The 21,388-nt window shown below is 43.6% G+C and carries 20 protein-coding genes, 2 tRNA genes and 1 pseudogene; 14 read left to right on the forward strand and 9 right to left on the reverse strand.

The window, feature by feature from the left end; genetic code table 11:
• Positions 1 to 140: 140 nt before the first annotated feature.
• Entirely contained in the window at positions 141 to 494 is a 354-nt protein-coding gene (locus F6J94_RS11615; protein ID WP_075898642.1) for a YkgJ family cysteine cluster protein, read from the reverse strand.
• A 264-nt stretch (positions 495 to 758) separates the two neighbouring features.
• Here F6J94_RS11615 and F6J94_RS11620 point away from each other — a divergent pair, with 264 nt between their 5' ends.
• Entirely contained in the window at positions 759 to 830 is a 72-nt protein-coding gene (locus tag F6J94_RS11620; RefSeq protein ID WP_293040054.1) for a photosystem II reaction center protein Ycf12, read from the forward strand.
• Between the two features lie 186 nt (positions 831 to 1,016).
• Here the strand turns inward: F6J94_RS11620 and recJ are convergent, their stop codons facing one another.
• Positions 1,017 to 3,068 carry a single-stranded-DNA-specific exonuclease RecJ gene (recJ, locus tag F6J94_RS11625; RefSeq protein ID WP_293040030.1) on the reverse strand — a complete coding sequence of 684 codons (2,052 nt, stop codon included), beginning with the start codon at positions 3,066 to 3,068 and terminating at the stop codon, positions 1,017 to 1,019.
• A 341-nt stretch (positions 3,069 to 3,409) separates the two neighbouring features.
• On the opposite strand from recJ, the gene F6J94_RS11630 reads away from it, so the two are divergent.
• Entirely contained in the window at positions 3,410 to 3,880 is a 471-nt protein-coding gene (locus F6J94_RS11630) for a GNAT family N-acetyltransferase (protein ID WP_293040032.1), read from the forward strand.
• Here the strand turns inward: F6J94_RS11630 and F6J94_RS11635 are convergent.
• The 6 genes from F6J94_RS11635 to F6J94_RS11660 form a co-directional block, all read right to left on the reverse strand.
• On the reverse strand, positions 3,840 to 4,778 hold the full coding sequence (locus F6J94_RS11635) for a HAMP domain-containing sensor histidine kinase (RefSeq protein ID WP_293040034.1): 939 nt from the start codon (positions 4,776 to 4,778) through the stop codon (positions 3,840 to 3,842). The two genes, F6J94_RS11630 and F6J94_RS11635, sit on opposite strands and share 41 nt — an antisense overlap.
• A gap of 386 nt (positions 4,779 to 5,164) precedes the next feature.
• The gene (locus F6J94_RS11640; RefSeq protein ID WP_293018386.1) at positions 5,165 to 5,767 is read right to left on the reverse strand and encodes an L-threonylcarbamoyladenylate synthase; all 603 of its coding nucleotides are present in this window, start codon (positions 5,765 to 5,767) and stop codon (positions 5,165 to 5,167) included.
• 102 nt (positions 5,768 to 5,869) lie between these two features.
• Complete coding sequence (gene prmC / locus F6J94_RS11645) at positions 5,870 to 6,817, reverse strand: peptide chain release factor N(5)-glutamine methyltransferase (RefSeq protein ID WP_293040036.1); 948 nt, start codon at positions 6,815 to 6,817, stop codon at positions 5,870 to 5,872.
• Positions 6,814 to 7,581 (reverse strand): Tic22 family protein, encoded by a 768-nt coding sequence (locus F6J94_RS11650; RefSeq protein ID WP_293018383.1) that lies wholly within the window; start codon positions 7,579 to 7,581, stop codon positions 6,814 to 6,816. Before F6J94_RS11650 ends, prmC begins: the two co-directional genes overlap by 4 nt.
• A gap of 255 nt (positions 7,582 to 7,836) precedes the next feature.
• Positions 7,837 to 7,910: transfer RNA gene (locus tag F6J94_RS11655), tRNA-Pro, on the reverse strand.
• Positions 7,911 to 7,973: 63 nt separating this feature from the next.
• The gene (locus tag F6J94_RS11660) at positions 7,974 to 8,495 is read right to left on the reverse strand and encodes a GNAT family N-acetyltransferase (protein WP_293018381.1); all 522 of its coding nucleotides are present in this window, start codon (positions 8,493 to 8,495) and stop codon (positions 7,974 to 7,976) included.
• Positions 8,496 to 9,420: 925 nt separating this feature from the next.
• Between F6J94_RS11660 and F6J94_RS11665 the strand changes: the two genes are divergently transcribed.
• The 5 genes from F6J94_RS11665 to F6J94_RS11685 all read left to right on the forward strand — a co-directional run bounded on the left by F6J94_RS11665 (position 9,421) and on the right by F6J94_RS11685 (position 14,034).
• The gene (locus F6J94_RS11665) at positions 9,421 to 10,146 is read left to right on the forward strand and encodes a hypothetical protein (RefSeq protein ID WP_293018507.1); all 726 of its coding nucleotides are present in this window, start codon (positions 9,421 to 9,423) and stop codon (positions 10,144 to 10,146) included.
• 218 nt (positions 10,147 to 10,364) lie between these two features.
• Positions 10,365 to 11,276, forward strand: a complete 912-nt coding sequence (locus F6J94_RS11670) for an alpha/beta hydrolase (RefSeq protein ID WP_293018379.1) — start codon at positions 10,365 to 10,367, stop codon at positions 11,274 to 11,276.
• 134 nt (positions 11,277 to 11,410) lie between these two features.
• On the forward strand, positions 11,411 to 11,548 hold the full coding sequence (locus F6J94_RS11675; RefSeq protein ID WP_293040038.1) for a hypothetical protein: 138 nt from the start codon (positions 11,411 to 11,413) through the stop codon (positions 11,546 to 11,548).
• Between the two features lie 346 nt (positions 11,549 to 11,894).
• The gene (locus tag F6J94_RS11680) at positions 11,895 to 12,668 is read left to right on the forward strand and encodes an RnfABCDGE type electron transport complex subunit D (protein ID WP_367142195.1); all 774 of its coding nucleotides are present in this window, start codon (positions 11,895 to 11,897) and stop codon (positions 12,666 to 12,668) included.
• 40 nt (positions 12,669 to 12,708) lie between these two features.
• Entirely contained in the window at positions 12,709 to 14,034 is a 1,326-nt protein-coding gene (locus tag F6J94_RS11685; RefSeq protein ID WP_293040042.1) for a DUF2330 domain-containing protein, read from the forward strand.
• Between the two features lie 129 nt (positions 14,035 to 14,163).
• Here the strand turns inward: F6J94_RS11685 and F6J94_RS11690 are convergent, their stop codons facing one another.
• Entirely contained in the window at positions 14,164 to 15,003 is an 840-nt protein-coding gene (locus tag F6J94_RS11690; protein WP_293040044.1) for an SGNH/GDSL hydrolase family protein, read from the reverse strand.
• A gap of 72 nt (positions 15,004 to 15,075) precedes the next feature.
• Between F6J94_RS11690 and F6J94_RS11695 the strand changes: the two are divergent.
• The 7 genes and pseudogenes from F6J94_RS11695 to F6J94_RS11725 all read left to right on the forward strand — a co-directional run.
• Positions 15,076 to 15,204 (forward strand): annotated as a pseudogene (locus F6J94_RS11695) (IS200/IS605 family transposase); the annotation flags it as partial.
• Positions 15,205 to 15,483: 279 nt separating this feature from the next.
• Positions 15,484 to 16,365 carry a hypothetical protein gene (locus F6J94_RS11700; protein WP_293040046.1) on the forward strand — a complete coding sequence of 294 codons (882 nt, stop codon included), beginning with the start codon at positions 15,484 to 15,486 and terminating at the stop codon, positions 16,363 to 16,365.
• Positions 16,366 to 16,941: 576 nt separating this feature from the next.
• Positions 16,942 to 17,421 (forward strand): DUF4079 domain-containing protein, encoded by a 480-nt coding sequence (locus F6J94_RS11705; RefSeq protein WP_293040048.1) that lies wholly within the window; start codon positions 16,942 to 16,944, stop codon positions 17,419 to 17,421.
• Positions 17,421 to 19,781 carry a ComEC/Rec2 family competence protein gene (locus tag F6J94_RS11710; protein WP_293040050.1) on the forward strand — a complete coding sequence of 787 codons (2,361 nt, stop codon included), beginning with the start codon at positions 17,421 to 17,423 and terminating at the stop codon, positions 19,779 to 19,781. Before F6J94_RS11705 ends, F6J94_RS11710 begins: the two co-directional genes overlap by 1 nt.
• 273 nt (positions 19,782 to 20,054) lie before the next feature.
• Positions 20,055 to 20,141, forward strand: a tRNA-Ser gene (locus F6J94_RS11715).
• Between the two features lie 198 nt (positions 20,142 to 20,339).
• Complete coding sequence (locus tag F6J94_RS11720) at positions 20,340 to 20,729, forward strand: DUF3119 family protein (RefSeq protein ID WP_293040052.1); 390 nt, start codon at positions 20,340 to 20,342, stop codon at positions 20,727 to 20,729.
• Between the two features lie 165 nt (positions 20,730 to 20,894).
• On the forward strand, positions 20,895 to 21,388 hold a 494-nt coding region (locus F6J94_RS11725), incomplete at its 3' end, for an RNA-guided endonuclease InsQ/TnpB family protein (protein ID WP_367142196.1).

Raw genomic sequence — 21,388 nt, forward strand, 5'->3', positions numbered from 1 at the left:
CAAGGGATTCAATCAACTCAAAATACAGTTTTATTAAAATTGCATTTTTAAATTACTCAAAACCTTACTTAGTAAAGGCTATGGGGATTATTTTATACTAATTTATCATAGCCACCCTAGGAGAGCCATTTTAATTTTCGCTATTCTCTCCATATTTCCCGCTCAAAGCGCAGCATTTCCAGAGAGCAATCTCCATAAAGTGCTTCAATGTGCTCCAAACAGCAGTCAATGGCAAAATCATTTAAATCTGCTTCCTCCACCCCATACATATCCTGAAATACCTCAGGTTCCACCCGACAGAAACGAGGTCGATGGGGATAAATACGACATTCACGGGTGGTGTGGTCGAAATTTATACACCATCCCCCCTCACCTACCATACTCAAATATAGCGCTAGCTCTTCTGGTAGCAGATACTCCTCTAATCCTGGACGCTCAGCTGGGTCAAGATGACAGCAAGCGCCACATTGCTTTACACAACGCCAAGTGGCCATGACTTTGAAAAAAGAGCTACAAACTTAAAGTAGATCTAGCTTAGCGAGTTTTCACCCGTGATAGGTGTGGTCAGGCTTGCCGTTGAGTTTTGTATATTTTTGTAAACTTACTTAAAAAAAACAGATCATTACCCAGTAATATCTAAGGGATGGATTGTGATTAGTCACCATCGGCTTTGTTGGGTTAATTCTGGAGAACACATGTATTTAGCTTTTTTAGATTTTATAGGTAACATCGATTGGGTATTGATTGCTCAGTTGACTATGCTGGCAGCTGTTGTGATTGCTGGTCCAGTGGTCATTTTCGCCCTATATGCTCTTAGAGGCGACCTTTAATAGAGGGTTGAAGGTGACGGGGTTGAAGGTTGAAGGTTGAAGGTTGAACGCGCACGCGTGGCCTTTTGGCCAAGGTTCAGTAGAAAACCTGCAACCTGTAACTGGTTAACTTTCAACTCGCCAGCAACCTATAACTTGTTAACTTTCAACTTGTCAGCAACCTGTAACTTGTCAACTTTCAACTCCTTAGCTGAGTCCCAACGCACGAGTTGCTGCTTTGATCAAGGGGTAGTAAGGAGGTTTAGTGACATTAACTTCTTTAGCATCTTCCCGTTTAGTACCCAAAAGTCCAATGCGTTGTCCTTTCTGAATCGCTAGGACTTTCCCTTCCGGGTTTCTAATCCTTAGTTCATTTAAAGATTCCCAAAGGCTACAGGTGTAGCGGCGCTGATTGTAATAAAATTCTGCTTTTTTGGGGCTTGAGGTACTAGTAACTACGGGTAGACGGACACCCACTAACTCTAACTCAATGGTCGTGTTGCCCTCCCAATGATGCTCTCGCAACTTGTAGGCAATATCTACTCGTTTAGGTAAAGGGAAGTATTCCCCCCAACGCCAAGCAATAGCTTGAATCGTGACTGGTTGATTGTCCTGATTCAAGGTAAGCTTAATGTGTCCCTTCCCAACAACTCGTTGCTCAAGGATTTGGACATTAGCACTCCAAAAGACAGGATCCCGATTGCCAATGCCACAGGGGTGAAGCAGATCTAATTGCTGGTAGAGCTTAGAGCTAATTTGAGAGAAATCTAGGCTAGCGTCGATTTCAACTAGGGGTTTGAGGTGTTCAGGTTTTAGACATTGATGGCCAAAACGGCTCAGGGATTGTTCAAAGGTGCTTAAGTTTTCAGCAGGTAGGGAAAATCCGCCAGCTGCTTTGTGTCCTCCATATTTACCCAGTAAGTCTTTGCAGAACTCTAAGGCTTCAAAAATATTGAATTCAGTTATGCCTCGTGCTGAACCGCGAATGTGTTGTTGGTCCTTGTCTTCATACGTTCCAATAAAGACTGGGACACCATAGCGCTCTACTAATCGGGAGGCAACAATGCCAATGACTCCATGATGCCAATTCGGTTGGACAATCACTAATACCCGCTTCTGTTCCCAATCTAGTCCAGTATCCTCAATAAATGCGATCGCATCTTGTTCAATATCAGCACACAATTGCTGACGCCGTTGGTTCACTTCTTCACACTGCATTGCCCTCTCAAGTGCTACTTGGGGTGCAGTGGTCGTCAGCAGTTCAATTACAATTTGGGGATCCGATAAGCGACCAATAGCGTTAATTCTAGGGCCTAGTCTAAATCCAATATCCTCGGGCTTGAGGGATTTTTGGTCATCTTTAACCCCAGTTATCTCGATTAATGCTTGAACTCCTGCTAATTGAGATTGAGGCAATAACCCTAAGCCTCGCTTTAACCAACGTCGGTTGATACCGGTTAAAGGGGCTAAATCCGCAATAGTTCCCAGAGTAAATAGTTCTAACAGTTGTTGCGTCAAGCCTTTGAGTTGACCCAGTTCTTGTGCTAGACAGATAGCTAAAATGTAAGCTATCCCTACACCCGCTAAACTTCGATAGGGTGACTCTTCCGGCAATTGCTTAGGATTGAGAATGGCATCAGCGTCTGGAAGTTCTGGAGGTAGGTCATGGTGGTCAGTTACAATAACCGTTATTCCCAGTTCTACAGCTCTAGCGATAGGTTCATGGGCAGCAATACCATTATCAACCGTTAAAATCACACCCACCCCTTCCTCCGCAAATTCTTCCACAATCCGTGTATTGATGCCATAACCCTCTGTCATCCGGCTCGGGATGGCGTAGTCTACATCCGCCCCCAACCAGCGTAATGCTCTGAGTAACAAAGCCGTGCTGGTCATGCCATCAGCATCGTAGTCTCCACAGATAGCGATTTTTTCTTGATTTGCGATCGCTTCAGTGAGCATCTCGACACTAATTGCCAAATCGGGAAATTCATCAATTGGTGCAGGCATCACCTGAGATAGGGGATTGAGGAAAACCTGCGCTTGTTCAGAGGTTTCAATACCCCGATTAATAAGGAGTTGAGCGATTAGGGGGGAAATGCCTCTAGCTTGGGCGAGTTGGTTAGCTTGTTCAGTTTTGAGGGGGGCAATTTCCCAACGCTGATTAGGCAATTGGGGATGGGGTTTGGATGGGGTGGGTGAGAGGTGGTTGTGCACAGGTGTCGTGATGGAACAACAATAGCCCATACTATCACCCATGGGATCAGTTATTGGATTTGACCGAGATAATTACAATAGGTTATAATCTTAACATTTTGTAATATTCAGCTCCCTGGGTTTGTCAAGCCAGAGATAACCTATCGATAGAGATATCTTTAACAGCTATCTGCAAACCCGTTTAATCCTGATTAATTGTCAATTTTAAATTGTTAATTAATCAGGAAAAATTTTCTGGTTTCTATTACTGAAAAGTAGTCAATAGGACAGGCTCTGAACCCTATTTTAAATTAAATTTTTTTCATTAAAACTCCAGACTAACATCAGGAAAGTAAGTCAATTTAAAGGCACGTTTAACAAAATCAGAAGGAACTTTTGCAACTATGGACTACCGCCATATTCAGTTTTGCGATCGCAAATCTCAAATCGACTATTACCAGCTACAGCAATTGTTTAACCTAGGTGCTTTTTGGGCAAAAGACCGAAAAATCGAGGATTGGCAAGTTGCGATCGCTAACAGTGATCCTGTCATCAGTGTCTGGGATAACCAGAAGCTGATTGGATTAGCCAGAGCTACCTCTGATGGAATTTATCGGGCAACCATTTGGGATGTCGTTATCCACCCAGACTATCGAGGGGCTGGGCTAGGGCGTAAGCTAGTGGAAACCGCACTCTCTCATCCTCAGATGAGCCGAGTAGAGAGAGTTTATCTGATGACCACCCATCAACAAAGTTTTTACGAACGCATTGGTTTTGAGCTGAACTCCAGTACCACAATGGTTTTGTACAATCAGCCTCTAGCTACTCTAGTCCCTAGTAAGGCTCTACAATCTCAGGAATCCCCTGGGGTATAGAAACATGAAACCGGGTAAGATTCTCAGCAGAGGCATCATTTTGAGCTTCTTCACTGGGGACCGCTAATACTTCTATACGCCCCTGCATCACTTCCAGGAGTGTTTGAATCATCAACAAGGTCAGTCCAGATGAAGTGGATACCGTTTCACTGGGCTGTTTTGATTGATCTAGAGGTAATTGCAATAAATCAACAGCTTCAGCCCAACAGCTGATGGCACAGGGCATATCAATCCAGATGGAAACTGTTTCAGATTTATAGGACAGTGCAGTCCAAACTTTAATTTGACCACTGGTTATCTGAGTAATGGCAGTATCTACCATCATTACTAATGCCTGTCGAAAACGCCGTGGATCTGCTAAAATATAGATTTGGGGGTCAGGTGGAACTATTTCCAGGTGGAGATTGCGATTGGCAGCTTGCAAATGGGTGAGACGATCGAGGTCTTCCAACAGCTGCTTCAACGGGACTGAGCAAATCTCCAAAACGTTAGTACCGTGTTCAGTTTTAGCTACAGCAGTCACCTCATCAAGCAGTTTGACCATAGTATGGGCAGAGGCGTTAGCCTGCTTCACAAATTCTCTCTCTTCTTCTGGAGACTCACAGAGATCCGACAAAATCAACTGATGTAAACCAATCAACCGACTCAGGGGCGATCGCAACTCGTGGGAAGTTCGTGCCAAAAATCCGGCTTTAAACTGGCTCATTTCCCTTGCCATTTGGTAAGCCAATTCATTTTGCTTGAATTCCTCTTTTAGATGCTGGATTTCTTCAGCATCAGTTTGATGGCATCCAGAGGTCTTTGAGTTTGTGCTTTCATGGAAAAATTTCCTGAAGCGACTCCCCATAACTCCTAACCCAATGCCTACTAGCAAATAGATCAGATCCGTCTCACCCATGCTTATTAAGTCTTGCCACACTAAAAACGTCAAAAGGTGCGAGCCCGTTGGTGCGATCCTAGGCCGCGAGGGATTGCTCGCGGCCTAGGAGGCGCGCACCTTGAGCGAATTTAATTCGCCAACGGAAAGCGCACCTAAAAAAATTGAAGGATAAAGAATGAAGGTTGAAGGTTGTACTGCTGCTAATCGACAAGGGTAGAGTTGGGTAGGCAACCAGGCTAAAAAAAATACCTGTTGCCAAGTAACCAATCGATAGAACGTTTTCAGGCTTCCTTCACAATTCAGGCTTCCTTCACAATTCAGACTTCCTTCACAATTCAAACTTCATACTTTTTTGTCAGATCTTTTTAAGGATAGCTAGTTTTTTTCAAAGGTGAGTAGAAGGATTAAAACTTTGAATCGTCTAATTGAATCCCTCCAGCACGCAAAATTTCCCAGCCACTGCTTGTCCATTTGGCAACAGTAGACGGGACGCCAATCTTGTCTGGTTTGATAGCTTCTAACTCAGCTGGCTGGAGCGTCAATACCTCGGGAAACTGCACCTCAACCGCTGCCATGGTTTGCAAAGGTGGCTCGCCTGAGTAATTAGCACTGGTAGTTGCCAACGGACCAGTCTTGGACAAAATTGCGATCGCTATCCTGGAAGCTGGCACACGCACCCCAATAGTAGTCGGGTCAGAAGGATTCATAACGGTAGGTACTTTATCTGAAGCGGGTAAAACCAATGTTAATGCTCCTGGCCAATACTTCTGAGCCATGTGTTCCCAAATCGACCTCTGTGAGGAAGTACCTTGAACATATGGCCAAAGAGACTTAGGAGATGCCCCCATCAAAATCAAAGGTTTGTCTTGAGGACGCCGCTTTGCCTCAAACACCAACTCTGACTTGTCCGGTAGCACTGCTAGTGCTGGTACAGTATCTGTCGGAAAACTTACCAGCTTACCTGAGAGAGCCCCGGAAATCAGGGTAGCCATAGAAACTTGGGTCATTGCTCACCAGCACACTAAAAAGAAGAAGCTATAACGTTAAAGGTAAAAGCTTGCGGAAATTATCCAAAGCTTTTTACCTATTGGCATTCATCCATACCTTGTTTATACTTCATACTTCCTATAAGCTAGAGCAAAGCGGTCAATACCTCCTAAATCGGGAAATATCTGAATCTGAGAGTAACTGCCCTGGTTTTGTAGTAGTTGAACAACCTTGTCCGCTTGTCCTGCCATCATTTCAATTAACCAAACACCGCCTGGGCGCAGATAATCCCCAGACATCTCAATCAGCTGTCGGATACAGTCTAGACCATCCCTGCCACCGTCGAGGGCAATATGGGGTTCATGGTAGTATATTTCTGGTTGTAGCTGTTTGAGGGAGTTACTAGGTATATAAGGTGGATTTGCCACCATACCACTTAACTGACCTTTCCAGGCTTCTAGAGGTGAATACCAAGAACCATGGTAGAACTTAATTTTTTCTGCCATGCCCAACTGTTGAGCATTAAGTTGAGCAATGGCAAGGGCTTCTTGAGTGCAATCAACGGCATGAATTTTCCCATGGGGAAATACCTCTGCCAGTCCACAAGCGATCGCTCCACTACCAGTGCCCAAATCCGCCCAGTGTCCTGATGATAAGTCAGGTGTAGAGCTCATAGCTACACCATTGACCGCCAGATCAATCAGGGATTCAGTTTCTGGGCGGGGAATCAGGACAGCTGGGGAAACTCTCAAGGAGAAATGACGCCAAGGAGTAACCCCAGCTAGGTATTGAACTGGGCATCGCTGATGGATACGCCTTTGCCAGAGTTGGGTTAGTACAGCTAGAGGTTGGGAAAGTTGAATAGTTGAGTTTTCAGTGGCTTTCCCTGAAAAGGAACACTGTTGCCATGACTCCAAGCGCAGTACTAATGGGTCAAGCTCAGCTACCTCCTTTAGCAACCAGTCCACTTCGGCTGTAGGAACACCTGCCTCGGTGGCAGACTTGCAGGCATCTTGACGCCACTGCCAGAGTTCTTTTCCCGAGACCACCCACTGCTGATCCATAATCATTGATTTGGACGTTGGCCTTGATTTGGGGGCAAACTTTGCAAAAATTTAATGGATTCCTGGGATGGCACTAGTACGATTTTCTCTAGCTGCTGATCATTGCTCTCCTGTAAGGTTTGAATAACGCCCTCTAGAGGCACTACTTCTATCTTAACCTGGGAGTTAGGGTCTTGCTGCTTATAGCGGTTCACTATACTCTGCAATTGTTCTTTGTTAAAAAAGAACGGAATTGATGAGACCCCATTTTGTTGAATGGTTAGGTATCCGCTATTGCTAGCTTCTTTTGCCACAAACAGCGGTACCCCCTGAAATGGCTTTTTTTCTTGACCATTTTGGTTCCAGATCGCTTGTGCCTGCTTTAACTGCTCTTGGTTTGGTATGTAGGCAAAATTTAAACCATCGGGAACGGTGCGATTCTTTTGATTTTGCTCATGAACTTCCATCAAAGATACAGGCACTACTTGTACCTTGCTACCTAGTTCAGGATTTTGCTGCTTTAAACGCTGTACAAAGGCATTAGCATCTCCTTGGCTAATAAACACACCTGCCACTGAGGTAGTCTTCTTTTGATCTTGCTGATCTGGAATTGAGGCTACTAGTGGCGAACCTTTAGTATCAGTAACTGCAAATACAGGGACACGTCTCAACTTTTCTCTTACCTGCTCTTCGGTCAGAGCTAGTGCCGGTAAATTTTCTGCGGTCACTGAGCCTAGTAAGGCACTCCCTACTAAACTTAATGTTGTGCCCCAACGGAACAATGATTTCATAGAAATTACCTCTAATTTTAACGAAGAAGAGCCTGTTACAACTAGAATACCCTGCTGACTGAGAGATCTGAACGCACCTCACTAACCTCCAGTAGAAGCAGATCTTCAAGTCATTCTTGTCGATCATAGCTTGACGTGGCATGTCAACTTAGCTGATTGGGGGCGTTTAATGCCTCTGCACCTGAATCTTATCAAGTTCCACTGACTTTAACCTAGTGTCTTGACTGGTTAACTGACTGACTGATGAATTTCTAATCGGGATGACAGGATTTGAACCTGCGACATCCTGCTCCCAAAGCAGGCGCGCTACCAAGCTGCGCTACATCCCGGATGCTACCTCTAAGTAGTATAACTACTATAACTCACTTTTGGCACTTTGTGTGTACTCGAGATTAATCTGGATACCAGAACATGCCTTTAATACCTTCTGGGTCAGGCATAAATCCCATTTTACGGTAAAAACTTACTACTTGAGGATCGGCAAATAAGGTGATATTGCTAATATCCTGGCTGCGCAATTTTTTGATCATATATCTCATCAAAGCTTTACCCAGTCCCTTGGCTTGGAAATCTGGATGAACCACTACATCCCAGATTGTGGCATTGAAAGCATGATCAGAAGTGGCACGGGCAAAGCCAATTAAGCGCCTCGTGTTACCTCGCTGGTACCACATAGAAGTAACCAAAAAGCTATGCTGAATGGCTTTCCTAACTTTGCGCAAAGGACGCCGAGACCAACCAACAGCATCACAAAGTTCTTCCAATTCGTACAGGTCAATTTCCCGTGTTGTACTGAAAAATACCCGTGAGGCACCGTCGGTGCGATATTTGACACCTTCTACGGTATCTCCTTCAGTTCGTGTTTGAGGCAAAGCAGTGTCAGAACTGCTAAAGAAGCTTTTCCAAAAACCCATGCAGGTGTGACAGTGGCGTTATCATAATTGTGAGCTACTTGGACTGGTAATGGTCTTCTTTCCCTGACGGCTCAGACGTTCTGGGTCTCGGTCAACCAGAGCCAGACTTAAATGTTTCAAAAAACAGAAAGTGATATTTGATCTATTGGTTTTACTCCACCAGGAAAACTATCATACCCGACCTACCTTGATCTGAAACTAATTCTTTGTGCAAATGATAATACCACAATTAAGCCTCCTATCTAAATTCCTATCCTAGCATTCCCTCAAGACCCCGCTGAATCAAGACAGGGTAAGATTCTTCGGAGGGGACACATTTGAGCCCTTAGGCGAATCTAAAATCAACAAGCGATGCAGCGCGGTCAAAGGGAGCCAGCGCGGCCAAAGGGGGTTCCCACCATGAGCGACTGGCGTGGTTTCCACGGGGCAAACAGCGGTGCGGACGCAGGTTTCCTTTGAATTACCGTAAGGAGAGGGGAGCCTTTATAAGCGATAGGCTATGAGTAATAATTTTAAGTTACATGAAATAAGGCTCCCCCATCCGGCGGTTATGTCTTAACACACAGATCCAAAACCACTCGCTATTGCATCAAGACAATCAAAGTCGGCAAGCTACCGAAGGTGGGGAAGTTGGGGAAGATTAGTTACACTAGGCTAATCAGCAGGATTGATCAGAAATGAATCAGATCCGCACTTGTTGTTGCCTGGGGGCTCAAAGCCATATATATCAATAAATCAAGCAAATCAATGTTAAACTCTATCTATATATACATTTAAGGCTCTTTTATCAGTATTTTTGTAAGTCTCCCTAGAAGCAATCCGGGTTGTGTTAACTCAAAAAGCTCAGGTGCGCTCTTACTTGGCGAATTTAATTCGCCACGGGTCGCACCTTTTGATAAATAAGAATAGCCACCTACCCCTATCGATCACTGTGGGTTGGAAATCATCCCAACAAGAAATCCTGAAACGCTTCAACCGAGCGTTTCCTAAGTTCTATGAACAGTTTGTCAGTAGTGAGATCCAACTGCACAACCTCAGACTGGCTTACCGACTCTATAAAAGCAAACATGCTGTAATTGAGATCAAACCAGAAGGCTCAAAAAGTGTCCTGCATTTTGCTTACCGCAATGAGTCTTTTCTGCTCAGTGACATTTTTGGGGTTCTGACTGCCTATGGACTGACTATCCACAGTCTCAGTCTTTATGGTCAAATTAGTGCCCCAATGCTGGTATTTATGAAACTGGTGGTGTCTCGTAACCGGAAAGCGCTGACCCACAAAACCTCAGAAAATGTCTGCCGTGCCCTGAGGGAGGCTTTGGCAGGGCGCTTTGAGGTGGAACAAATGCTGGCAGTGGAATTTAATCTCGATGCTGGCTTGAAGCAGGTAGAAACAGAATTTTATGTAGACCCAGTGTTTCATCTACCAGCGCTGTTAATTGAGGCAAATAACCAACCTGGATTATTTTACAAAGTTATGTACGCCATATGGCAAGAGGATTTACTGGTGGTCAATGCCAACTTGCTGGTGTGGCGGGGACGAACCCGGCTGATTCTTTACCTACTAGGCCCTAACGGAAACTTGATTCCCGATTATTTAGGTCAAAAAATTGCTGAAAGTATTCGGCGGCGATTACTAGGTCAAGTGTTTTAGTCATCAAGGGGTGACAAGCACAGGACTTATGCCGCAAACCCACTTTCTTAACGTAATTACAACGATTTCAGCCTTTGATTTATAACCAGAAACCGGGCTTTAAGGCTCTTGGTGCCTAAGTCCATCACCCTGCCTACTTTTCAAGTAAGGACAAACAAGATGTGATTAAAATCACTGACTAATTTCCTATCCTGTTAATTCTTCGATAAGATCAAGGTATGGCAACCATTAACATCCTAGGAGTATCCCATACTTACGAATTAACACCTCCTACTCAATCATCCTGCCCTGTTCTAGTTTTCATCCACGGCTGGCTGTTAAGCCGTAGCTATTGGCAACCTCTAATTTATAGGTTGTCACAGCAGTATCAGTGTCTGATCTATGACCTGCGCGGATTCGGTGAATCCCAGTCCCAAATTCATAACACTCAAAGCTCAACATCGAACCCCGACTCGGAATCACCATTTCCTGAGACTACGGCTTCATCCACTGACCGCTATACCTTAGCGGCCTACGCTCAGGACTTGGGCATCCTGCTAGAAAAACTGGGAATCGAGCAGGCTTGGTTGGTTGGTCATTCCCTAGGGGGTAGCATTGCTATATGGGGTGCCTATTTGCTGCCTCAGAGGATTCAAGGGGTAATCTGTCTTAATGCTGGTGGTGGGATTTATCTTAAAGAAGAATTTGAGCGCTTTCGGCTGGCTGGTGAGCAGTTGGTAAAACGTCGTCCCCGTTGGTTGTGTTATGTCCCTTTACTGGACTTACTGTTTACCCGGGCCCAGGTAGCGCGTCCTATTGCCCGGAAATGGGGACGTCAACGGGTTATTGATTTTGTTACTGCTAACGCGGAAGCTGCACTGAGGACGTTACTAGATTCCACCACAGAAGCCGAGGTGCATCGCTTACCTCAGGTGGTTTTCCGACTCAAACAACCTGTTTATTTCATTGCTGGTACTCAGGATAAGGTAATGGAACCGAAATATGTGCGTCATCTTGCTAGTTTTCACAGTCTCTTTCAATCCTGTGGGGACAATGTGATTGAAATTGGTGAATGTGGACATATGGCGATGGTGGAGAAACCAGAGACTATTGATGATCAAATTCGTCAAATTTTGGCTAATTATAGTTAATTACAATTGGCAATTATCTGGCCATCTAACTAAAATTTTCTTAATTTATAACCTAGAGAATTATCCATTAATGATGGAATAATTGAGGGGAGTGGGTAATGGGTAATGGTTAACTGACCACTATACTTGATATCATGCCCGATGAACCACTCAAAAATAGTAGCTCTATAGCATTTGTAAAGGGATTTGTAAAGGCATTTGTAAAGGCATTTGTACAGTATGGTGCGATCGCTCCCGTAGCCTGGTGTTGGCAGCGGGTAAACATTTCCTGACCGCTCTGGCATTAGTCTTGGTAGAGTTAGCGTCTTTTTTTGTGTTAAACCTGATCCAGACAGAGCGCCCTGATTACTTTAAAAGTCGGATCAGAATCCGTAGATAATGTGGCAACAAGACCCCCGAAACAATCAAATTCTGTTTCTCTCCATTTTCCTAGTCTTGGGCATCAGCACTCGGGACTGGACACTAAGACCAGACTTGATTCTAGTTGTAATCGTAAGCTGCCTACTAACTCAGTGGTTAGCAGCATTTCTTTGGTCAAACCCCAAACACAGATCCGCAATCAAAAACTCTGGGGACCTCAGCCTCTCTTTCCTTGGCCTCCCTTTCCTTGGCCTCCCTTTGGGTTTTAATCCGAAACCCTTTTTCCAAACTACCCTTGAATGGTGCAAAATTCAAACCTTAGAAACAATTCTTAATCTGCTGAGAAAAAAACCAAATTGCCCCCAGGATAATGATGCTACTATCGCCAGTTCTCCCAAATCCCCTTCCCTAAAAAGTGCTATGATTACAGCTTTAAGCTTGAGTCTTCTGCTGCGAGCTGATAACTATAGCACTATGGTTTTAGCTGGCTCCCTAGGAATTTTGAGTAAATTTATCTTCCGAGTTGAGGGCAAGCATTTTTTTAATCCAGCCAATTTTGGAATTATTGCTGTTCTTATCCTAACCAATGATGCTTGGGTTTCTCCCGGACAGTGGGGGGATGATGGTTGGTATGGTCTATTATTTGCGGGCACTGGGAGTATGGTGTTAAAACGGGTAGGACGATGGGATACAACGGCAGCGTTTTTGGGTGCTTATGCCGTTTTAGAAGGGATTAGAAATCTCTGGCTTGGCTGGAGTTGGGATGTATTTTGCCATCGGTTGATGAGTGGGTCTTTCTTACTGTTTGCCCTATTTATGCTAACCGACCCTCGCTCAATCCCTAATGCACCGATTAGTCGATTGCTCTGGGCAGTGTGTATTGCCTTACTCACTTTTATATTGCGCAATCAATTCTTCATGCCTACTGCTATTTTCTGGGCGTTGTTTGCCCTATCCCCTTTGAGCGTACTTTTGGATTTTATCTGGTCATCTACGAGATTTTCCTGGGATGATAGTGACTTTGTTGAATGACATTAAGTAACTTTAGTTAAAGACAAAAAAATTAATAAAAATGAAAATTATTCGGGTTATAAGTACTATTTTTATAACGGTTTTCGTGAGTTTGTGCTTGGCACAAAAAGCCTGGGGTTTTTGTGGGTTTTATGTCGCCAAAGCTGATACTAAACTATATAACCAGTCCTCTCAAGTGGTAATTGCTCGGGATGGCGATCGCACTGTTTTAACCATGGCAAATGACTATCAAGGGGATGTTAAAGACTTTGCTATGGTTGTCCCAGTTCCTGTGGTGCTTCAGCGAGAACAGGTGAATGTAGGTGACCCTAAGATTATTGAACGCCTCGATCAGTTTAGTGCACCTCGACTAGTGGAATATTTTGACCCAGACCCCTGTGCCGATTACCGAAGGTATCTCGAAAGTGCGCCAACAGACCTAGGTCGTCCAGGTGGCACAAGGTCACAGAAGACTGATGATCTTAGTTTAGGTGTCACGGTAGAGGAGCGCTTCTCAGTTGGAGAATATAACATTCTTATCCTCAGTGCTAAGGACTCTAGAGGTTTAGAAACCTGGCTTAGACGCAACGGTTACAAAATTCCACGGGGAGCAAATCGGCTATTGCGACCCTACATCCGCCAGAATATGAAATTTTTCGTTGCCAAAGTCAATCTGGAGGAATTTGACAAAACTGCCTACCAACGGTTGCGACCCCTCCAGATGGCTTACGAGTCTCCCCGATTTATGCTGCCCATTCGCTTAGGGATGATGAATGCTACCGGTGAGCAAGACCTCATTGTCTATGTCTTATCACCCCGAGGTCAGACTGAAATTACAAACTACCGCACGGTGAAGATTCCTTCTAATACTGAAATTCCGGTATTTGTCAAAACAGAGTTTGGTGATTTCTACACTGCTATGTTCCAAACTGCTTACGAGAGTGAAGGGAAAAAAGTAGCTTTTGTTGAATATGCTTGGAATATGGCTAGTTGTGACCCATGTTCAGCTAACCCTCTCAATCCGGAAGAACTCCGGAAATCAGGTGTCTTTTGGCTAAACTCGGGAAGAGCCAATAGAAGACCCAATAATAATGTTTATATCACTCGCCTCCATGTTCGCTATACCCGTGATACCTTCCCAGAAGATTTGATATTCCAGGAAACGTCCAATCGTGAATTGTTTCAGGGACGATATATCCTTCGTCATCCGTTTACTGGGGAGATGAGCTGTAGGGCAGGAGTTGACTATCAACAATCTTTAAATCGACGATTGCAACAGGAAGCTCAAACCTTAGCTGAGTTGACTGGATGGGATATTGATGAAATCCGCAATAAAATCGATTTTCCTGATATTAAGCCTATTCCTTGGTGGAGACATCTCTGGTAAACTATAGAAATCGTTACTTGTTATAGCCTTTCCTAGTAAGCGTGAGCTACAGTAACAGCAATGAGCAAACCCTACCGGAAGTGATCATAGCGAGGGATTTTGTAGTCTCAACAGCTACAGATTTTTTTCTCAATTACTATAGATCTCGATCTCAACGGGAACATCTATAGGAATATTATCTTGCTTTTCCCTGGTACCGATGCCGAGCATCATTTTGAACCAAGCCTGAGCCAACTTTTTGTAACCCTCTGGGGTTAGGTGAATACCATCCTCAAGCATGTCATCAGGGGTGAATATATCGCGGTTATCAATAAATCGAATGTTCTTGTTTTTATAACTTTCTCCCGTCAGCAAATTTGCCAATAGATTATTGTATTTATCTGCTTTCTGATTCTTGATAGTACCATCTTTAAGTGCAGAGGGGTTAATCGGGGGAATTGAAGAGACAAACAAATATACCTGATCTGACCAGGCGAGAATTTTATCAATGAGTAAAATCATTTCATTGACCGTATCTTCAGGGCTTTCATTCTGAAAAAGGATGTCGTTTGTTCCAGCCATTAATAATACAATCTCCGGTCTTGCTTGCTTCAGCCAATCTTCTATTTCGGAGTTTAAATCCGACCACGCATTGGATGCTCCAACACCAGTTATGGCAAATCCCCCATGCCCTTGATGGTCTTGATCAAACACATATGTGTTCTTTTGCCCTAAAACTATTTCGGGATTTTCTGAGGTAGCGCTACCGACAAAATTTACTTTATAGCCATTATCTTTAAACAATGCCCACAGGTCATCTCGATATCCGGCTCGATCCAATGCTTTACCACGAGTGTTTGAGTCTCCTAAAGGCATAATCTTGAGAGACCATTGATCGATGGTGAGCGCCTCTGCAGTGGTATAAAACTCAAATAGACTGATGCAATAAGCAGCGATTAAGGTCAATTTTGGGTAAAATTTTTGCTTCATACTATAACGTTTCCTAGTAAGCGTGAGGTACAGTAACAGCAATGAACAAACCAATTACGAAGATCATTATTGCTTAGACAATAATTTCCAGACCTGTTGAGATTGCCAAGTTTATGGACACCTTCGTATATGTTTGACACCACTGGCAAGATTAGCACTCAGAAAGTTTTAGTGTACATTAGCGACCCCCATCACGGATGAATCAATTTATCTGTTCGCTTATATCCCTCGACTAAAGTACAGGGGATTTACCCATCACACTTGTAAAGCAATCTATATATTAACAAAGATATGTAACGCAATCATTATAAATTTGATGGTTACTTAACATTTATCAATGATAACCTAAAATTTATCTTAACTATTAGATTCCAGGGATAGTTATTGTGAGAGAATTAGTAGTTGGTATTAGGCTGTGGGGATACTCCTCCAGGGATTTCGGCGATTTGTTTTAGTTGTCTATGAGCAGGAGCTGTATGAATGTCTTCAAAGCAATTTACTAAATCCCACGAAAATAACGATGGCAAGATTTTTACTACTAACTTAGGGTTTACTGCACTCTGCTTCTTAATTGGTTTAGCTGGATTTGGCTATATTCTCGCCACATTGCCCGGAATCGCAGAATCCCCGACAGACCCCTCTAGAACCTGTATAGTCGATGGTTGGAAACTGGGATTAATTATCACCCACGTGCTGGTTTTTGCCATCATCCCTCTGGCGATGAGAATTTTTTACAACAGTTTAAAAAACTTAGGACTGCCATCGAGAAGTATTTTTGCGTCTCAACTGGGGCTAGCTTTTGTGATGGTGGCGATCGCTTCAGAAATTGGTTGGCATGTCACCCAATGCTGGTATTATCAAAACGATTTTACGATGCTGAATTTCATGTTTTACTTTTTCTTGATTTCAGCATTTGCGCTGTGGGCCGATGGTTTAGTGGAAAAGACTACTATAATAACCAATTTAATTAATATTGTGTTTGCGATTAGTCTGTTAGTTGTTTCAATTTTGTACCCTTTAGGTTATAAAGCCGGTAACGATAATTTTAAGATTCCTATTTATATTGCACTTACTATAGTTTTGGGTGTGTTGACCTATCGAGGCTATAAAATACTCCAAGATTGGAAAATTATTCTTTTCCCAATTTTCTCAGTTGGAGTCAATTTAACGTTTGTGTTTCTTCTAGATAAGTTTGGAGGGAATCCCTATACTGATCCACAAGTGACTTTCAATGCTTTATTTCATATCCTTCACGATTTAGTAGGAACCGAAGCTGGATTAGTCATCTTTACCTGGCTTGTCTATAGTAAAGGCATTGCTCAAAAAAACTCCAAAGCTACGTTAGCGACAGAAAAAAATTAGTAAATACTAATTTTGATATATAAGAGTTCTAAATTTGCCAGGGTAATCCTAAGCTATTTAGTATTACTATAGCTCTAAAAAAAATATTATCATTATCAAAAATAAAGTAGTGACAGTGGCGGGATGCGAAATGTGGGTGATTAATTGATTGTCACTAATCAGCTAGTAAGCGTTCGCGTAGTGTCGGATATTCCGCATCGCCCTCTAACAAATGGGGATCTCTCGGAGATCCCCTTACAGGTTTTCTTCAAAGTCTTCGATGCATAGTCTTACTCATTTGTCAAAAAAAATTTAGATGGCTTTGCCCTGGGAGCTAAAGCCCTGCGTCTCCTTTTAACCAGGGACAGGCAAAGGATCTATCCAGCCAGCCTTCTATAGATCTGGTGTGATCGTTTGTTCACGTTCAGCTACGAGTGAATGAAATTATCTGTTTCCTAGTTTGAGACAAGTGTCAAGGAATCTAAACACCGGTATCTGGGAATGTTGACAGTGTCTTGCCCAATCAAATTCTGAATATGCTACAAAGATGGTTACTTAAGCTAGGTCAACCTGAATCGAGAGGATAGTTTTACACCGGTGGGAAATTTCAGTCAGCTGTTAGAACCAATTGCTAACCAATTTAGGATTTTAGCTATTCCTGAGCCAGTGGTGCATTGGGGACACCCATTGATGATGGGAATTGTGGTATTGATTATGGGTAGCTTTGTGGGAATAGCAGGATGGCGTGGCCGAGTAGTATCTGATCCTGAAATAGCACTACAGAGTCGCAGTGATCATCGAAAAATAGCACCCTGGATGTTCATTTTTATCGCAGGTGGCTACACGGGTGGGGTGTTGTCTCTAGTAATGCAGTATCAACCAATTCTAGAAAGCCCACACTTTTGGACAGGATCTATCGTACTGATTTTGCTGGCTGCTAATGGGGTGATTGCCTTGACTGGCTTTGGCGGGAACAAAGCATTGATGCGTAGCGTTCATGCTTACTTAGGAAGTACGCCACTTTGCCTGCTATTGCTTCATGTTGTTTTGGGCTTAAGGCTAGGTTTATCGATCTAATGAAGCCTGCCAGTGGTACAGTAATAAGTCTTGCTTATATTCTCGGCTTACTTTCTACAGGGATTCTCAACTTACCGACTGGTGAGATTCCCTGGCAAGAGTACAGAGCTTTGGTAACAGGATTGGTTGTCACAGGGATAGTGGCTGCGATCGCATTCCCCAGGTTCTGGCGCACAGGACCAAAACCAAGATTATGGGTAGCAGCAGGACTAATCTCGGCCTTGGCGGTGGTCTATTTTCAATTGCGGGTACCACAACCAGAACTGAATGACATTAGCGAATATGTCCCCTCAACCAATAGCATTGCTCCAGAGCAACTGTTTAAGGTTGAAGGCAAAGTGGAGAGTATGCCTCGCCTGACCCGAAATCAGCGTACACAATTTTGGTTACAAGCTACTCAGTTAACTGAAATTGAAAGTCGCGAAGATGGGGGAGCGATAAGTCAAGGAGTGACAGGCAAGTTGTATGTAACTGTGCCATTACTTCAAGGAACTGGGATATATCCAGGTCAGATAATTAGCGTAACTGGGGTTTTATATAAACCCAAGCCAGTGACTAATCCGGGAGCCTTTGATTTTGGAGCCTATCTTGCTCGTCAAGGGGCTTTTGCTGGTTTGAGTGGGCGTCAAATAAACTTTGATGAGGAAACTATTGGCAAACCCTGGGGATGGTGGAGACTGCGACAACGTATTATCCGTTCCCAAGTTCGCTTTTTAGGCTCTCCCACAGGTCCCTTAGTCAGTTCAATGGTTTTAGGACGTCGTGCTGTTGATTTGCCTTACGATATCCGCGATCAATTTATTCAGGCTGGGTTAGCCTATACCTTAGCAGCATCTGGATTCCATGTATCTTTGCTGTTGGGTTTTGTCTTAGCCGTTACCAGGGGTTTAAGCAAAGGAAAGCAGTTCAGTATTAGCTTGAGTGTACTGTTAATTTACGTGGCATTAACTGGACTACAGCCATCGGTAATGCGGGCGGCTCTGATGGGGGTGGGTGCCCTAATTGCATTAGTGACGGCACGGAAAGTGAAGCCTTTAGGGTCACTCTTGTTAGCAGCAACACTGTTACTCCTATTTAATCCTTTGTGGATCTGGGATTTGGGATTTCAGCTGAGTTTTCTGGCCACCCTAGGATTACTAATCACTGCACCAGGGATTATCCAACGTTTGGATTGGTTGCCACCTGCGATCGCATCCCTAGTTGCTGTGCCAATTGCAGCAGCAGTTTGGACTCTACCCCTGCAACTGTATGTTTTTCAAGTTGTTGCCAGCTACTCTATACCAGTTAGTGTTATTGCTACACCCCTAATTTCTATAATCACTTTGGGTGGAATTGTCAGCGCCTTGGCAGGACTAATTTGGCCAACAGCAGGAAGTGGACTGGCTTGGTTACTGTATTACCCAACCCATGGACTGATGGGACTAGTGCAATTTTTCAATCAGTTGCCAGGAAGTTCTGTAGCGGTGGGCAAAATTTCCCTAGGGCAACTGTTATTCCTCTACGGGCTAATTGCTCTAGCTTGCTTGATTAAATGGTTACATCCTCGTTGGTGGCTGATTAGTCTAGTTGCTGTCACTGTGGTGGTGTTGCCCCAATGGCAACAAGCGTCAAAATTGTTTCAAGTTACAGTGCTAGCTACAGGAAATGACCAAATTTTAGTGATTCAAGACCAGGGACAAGTAACGTTGCTCAATAGTGGCAACCCTGATACAGTAAGGTTTACAGTGCTGCCTTTTCTGCAAAAGCAAGGTATCAATCATATTAATTGGGCGGTTGCTCTAGACAAGCAGCCCCAACTCAGAAGTGGTTGGGTTCAGGTTTTAGGTAGTTTACCGATCGAGACCTTCTACGATAATACTGATTTACAACGACCATTGTCTCAGGCTCAAAATTGGAACGATATTGTCACCCGTAACTCTATCGCTAGTGCAGTAGCCTCTAGGGAGGCGAACTACCAACCAATTCCAGTGGGTGAAATACTCTCTTTTGGCTCTACATCAATAGAATTAGTCAACACTGAACCACCAGTGTTGCTAATGCGCATCATTGACCAAAATTGGTTACTCCTAGGAGATATCAAACCAGGCGTCCAAAAACAGTTAGCCAAAACCATCAGTTTCCCTGACCTACAAGTACTTTGGTGGTCGGGAAAAAGTCTGAGGCCAGAATTCCTCGATGCCCTGCAGCCAAAAATTGCGATCGCATCATCGAATGTAGTGGATTCCTACACGGCGAAGCTAATGCGCAATGCTAAGATGACCCTCTATTGGACAGGCCGTGATGGTGCTATCCAGTGGACACCGGATGGTGGTTTTAAGACTACTGTTGAAGATATTGAGATAGACATTGATGTTCCTTGATGGTGATCCCATTTCCCGCTATACAATTCCCTATGCCACTGGACTTGATCTGACTGCTATCGCTGTTTGCTAAAACACCTAGCGCGCAATAATCAATTCAATTAGGTGCCCTTGACCCATTAAGAATTAAATTCGCCACGGGTCGCACCTCAGTTAGCTCACTTAACATTGACCACCCAGCAACAGGCGAGTTTTAAACGGAAGGCTTGACAAATTCCAGGGTTTTGTGTTCAAATTTCAGATGAAGTCTGGGGTGCGGCTTGATTAGATCATGGAGGGGTGTCCGAGTGGTTTAAGGTGGCAGACTCGAAATCTGTTATGGTGTCAAAGCCATCGGGGGTTCGAATCCCCCCCTCTCCGTACAGGGATTTAAATCAATTTTTGGTCAATCTTACTCAGGCATGTGCTACATACTGGTAGTAGGTAAGATTAGCTAACTGTCATCCCAGAAAATGCCATAGAAGAAGTTGGGAAGATCGAAGAAGTTGGGAATATAGGCTTAGAATTAGATTATATTCAGATATTCATTCAAGTTTATCAGCTCGGGATTTAAGCCAAGTGACTTCTGCTGATTATTCTCCAAAATCGACATCAACCGTTGAACTCTCCCCAAGCTACACACTGCCTATAGTGTTGATTATTGCTGCAGTGACAATAGTGCTCATACAACCCTGGGTAAGTTTAGCGATCGCATTGTTTGGGTTGTTCTTGTTGTTTCAGGCCGTAACCATACGCCTGCAATTTACTGAAACCGCCTTGGATATTTATCGCTCCGAGACCCTGATCCGGCGTTTTCCTTATCAGGAATGGCAAAATTGGGAAATCTTCTGGACATCAGTACCGATTTTGTTTTATTTCTCAGAAGTCAAAAGCATTCACTTTATACCAATTCTCTTTGACCCAAAGCTGCTACGAACTTGCCTAGAAGAACACTTCCCTAAAATCTAACTGACCGAAAACCATGAGGGCGCAAGCACCTAAATTCCATTTATGGGGTTAGCCCGAACAGGAATTTATTCCCTAACTGTTTGGGAACTGTTGCGTTATAATATCGACTATGATAGTAAGTAAAGTAATGTAAATAACCTAAGGAGGTGATTTTAATTGTTGGTTATGGAGTTCAAGGCTGTCCTAAAAGAGCCTCAAAAATTAGCAATAAATGAAGCGATCAGGACAGCTCGTTTTGTCCGAAACAAAGTGCTTCGATACTGGATGGACAATCGAGGTATCGGCAAGAAAGAACTCTATCGCTATAACACTCAGTTAAGAGATGAATTTCACTTTGTAAAAGAACTCAATAGTCATGCCTGTCAAGCTTCTGTAGAAAACGTAGAACGGGCAATTAAACGCTTTTATGACAACTGTAAGAAGAAGGTGCCAGGCAAAAAAGGTTATCCCAGATTCAAGAAGCATTGTCGCTCCGTTGAATATAAGCAATCCGGTTGGAAATTATCCCCTGATCAGAAGTCGATTGTATTTAGGGATAAAAAAGGGATAGGTAAGGTTAGACTCAAGGGTACCTGGGACTTGTGGCGATTCGACAATAAGCAAATTAAGCGGGTTCGGATCGTCCAAAGGGCTGATGGGTATTATGTTCAGTTTTGCCA

The organism is Moorena sp. SIO1F2, from assembly GCF_010672755.1.
GTDB lineage: Bacteria > Cyanobacteriota > Cyanobacteriia > Cyanobacteriales > Coleofasciculaceae > Moorena.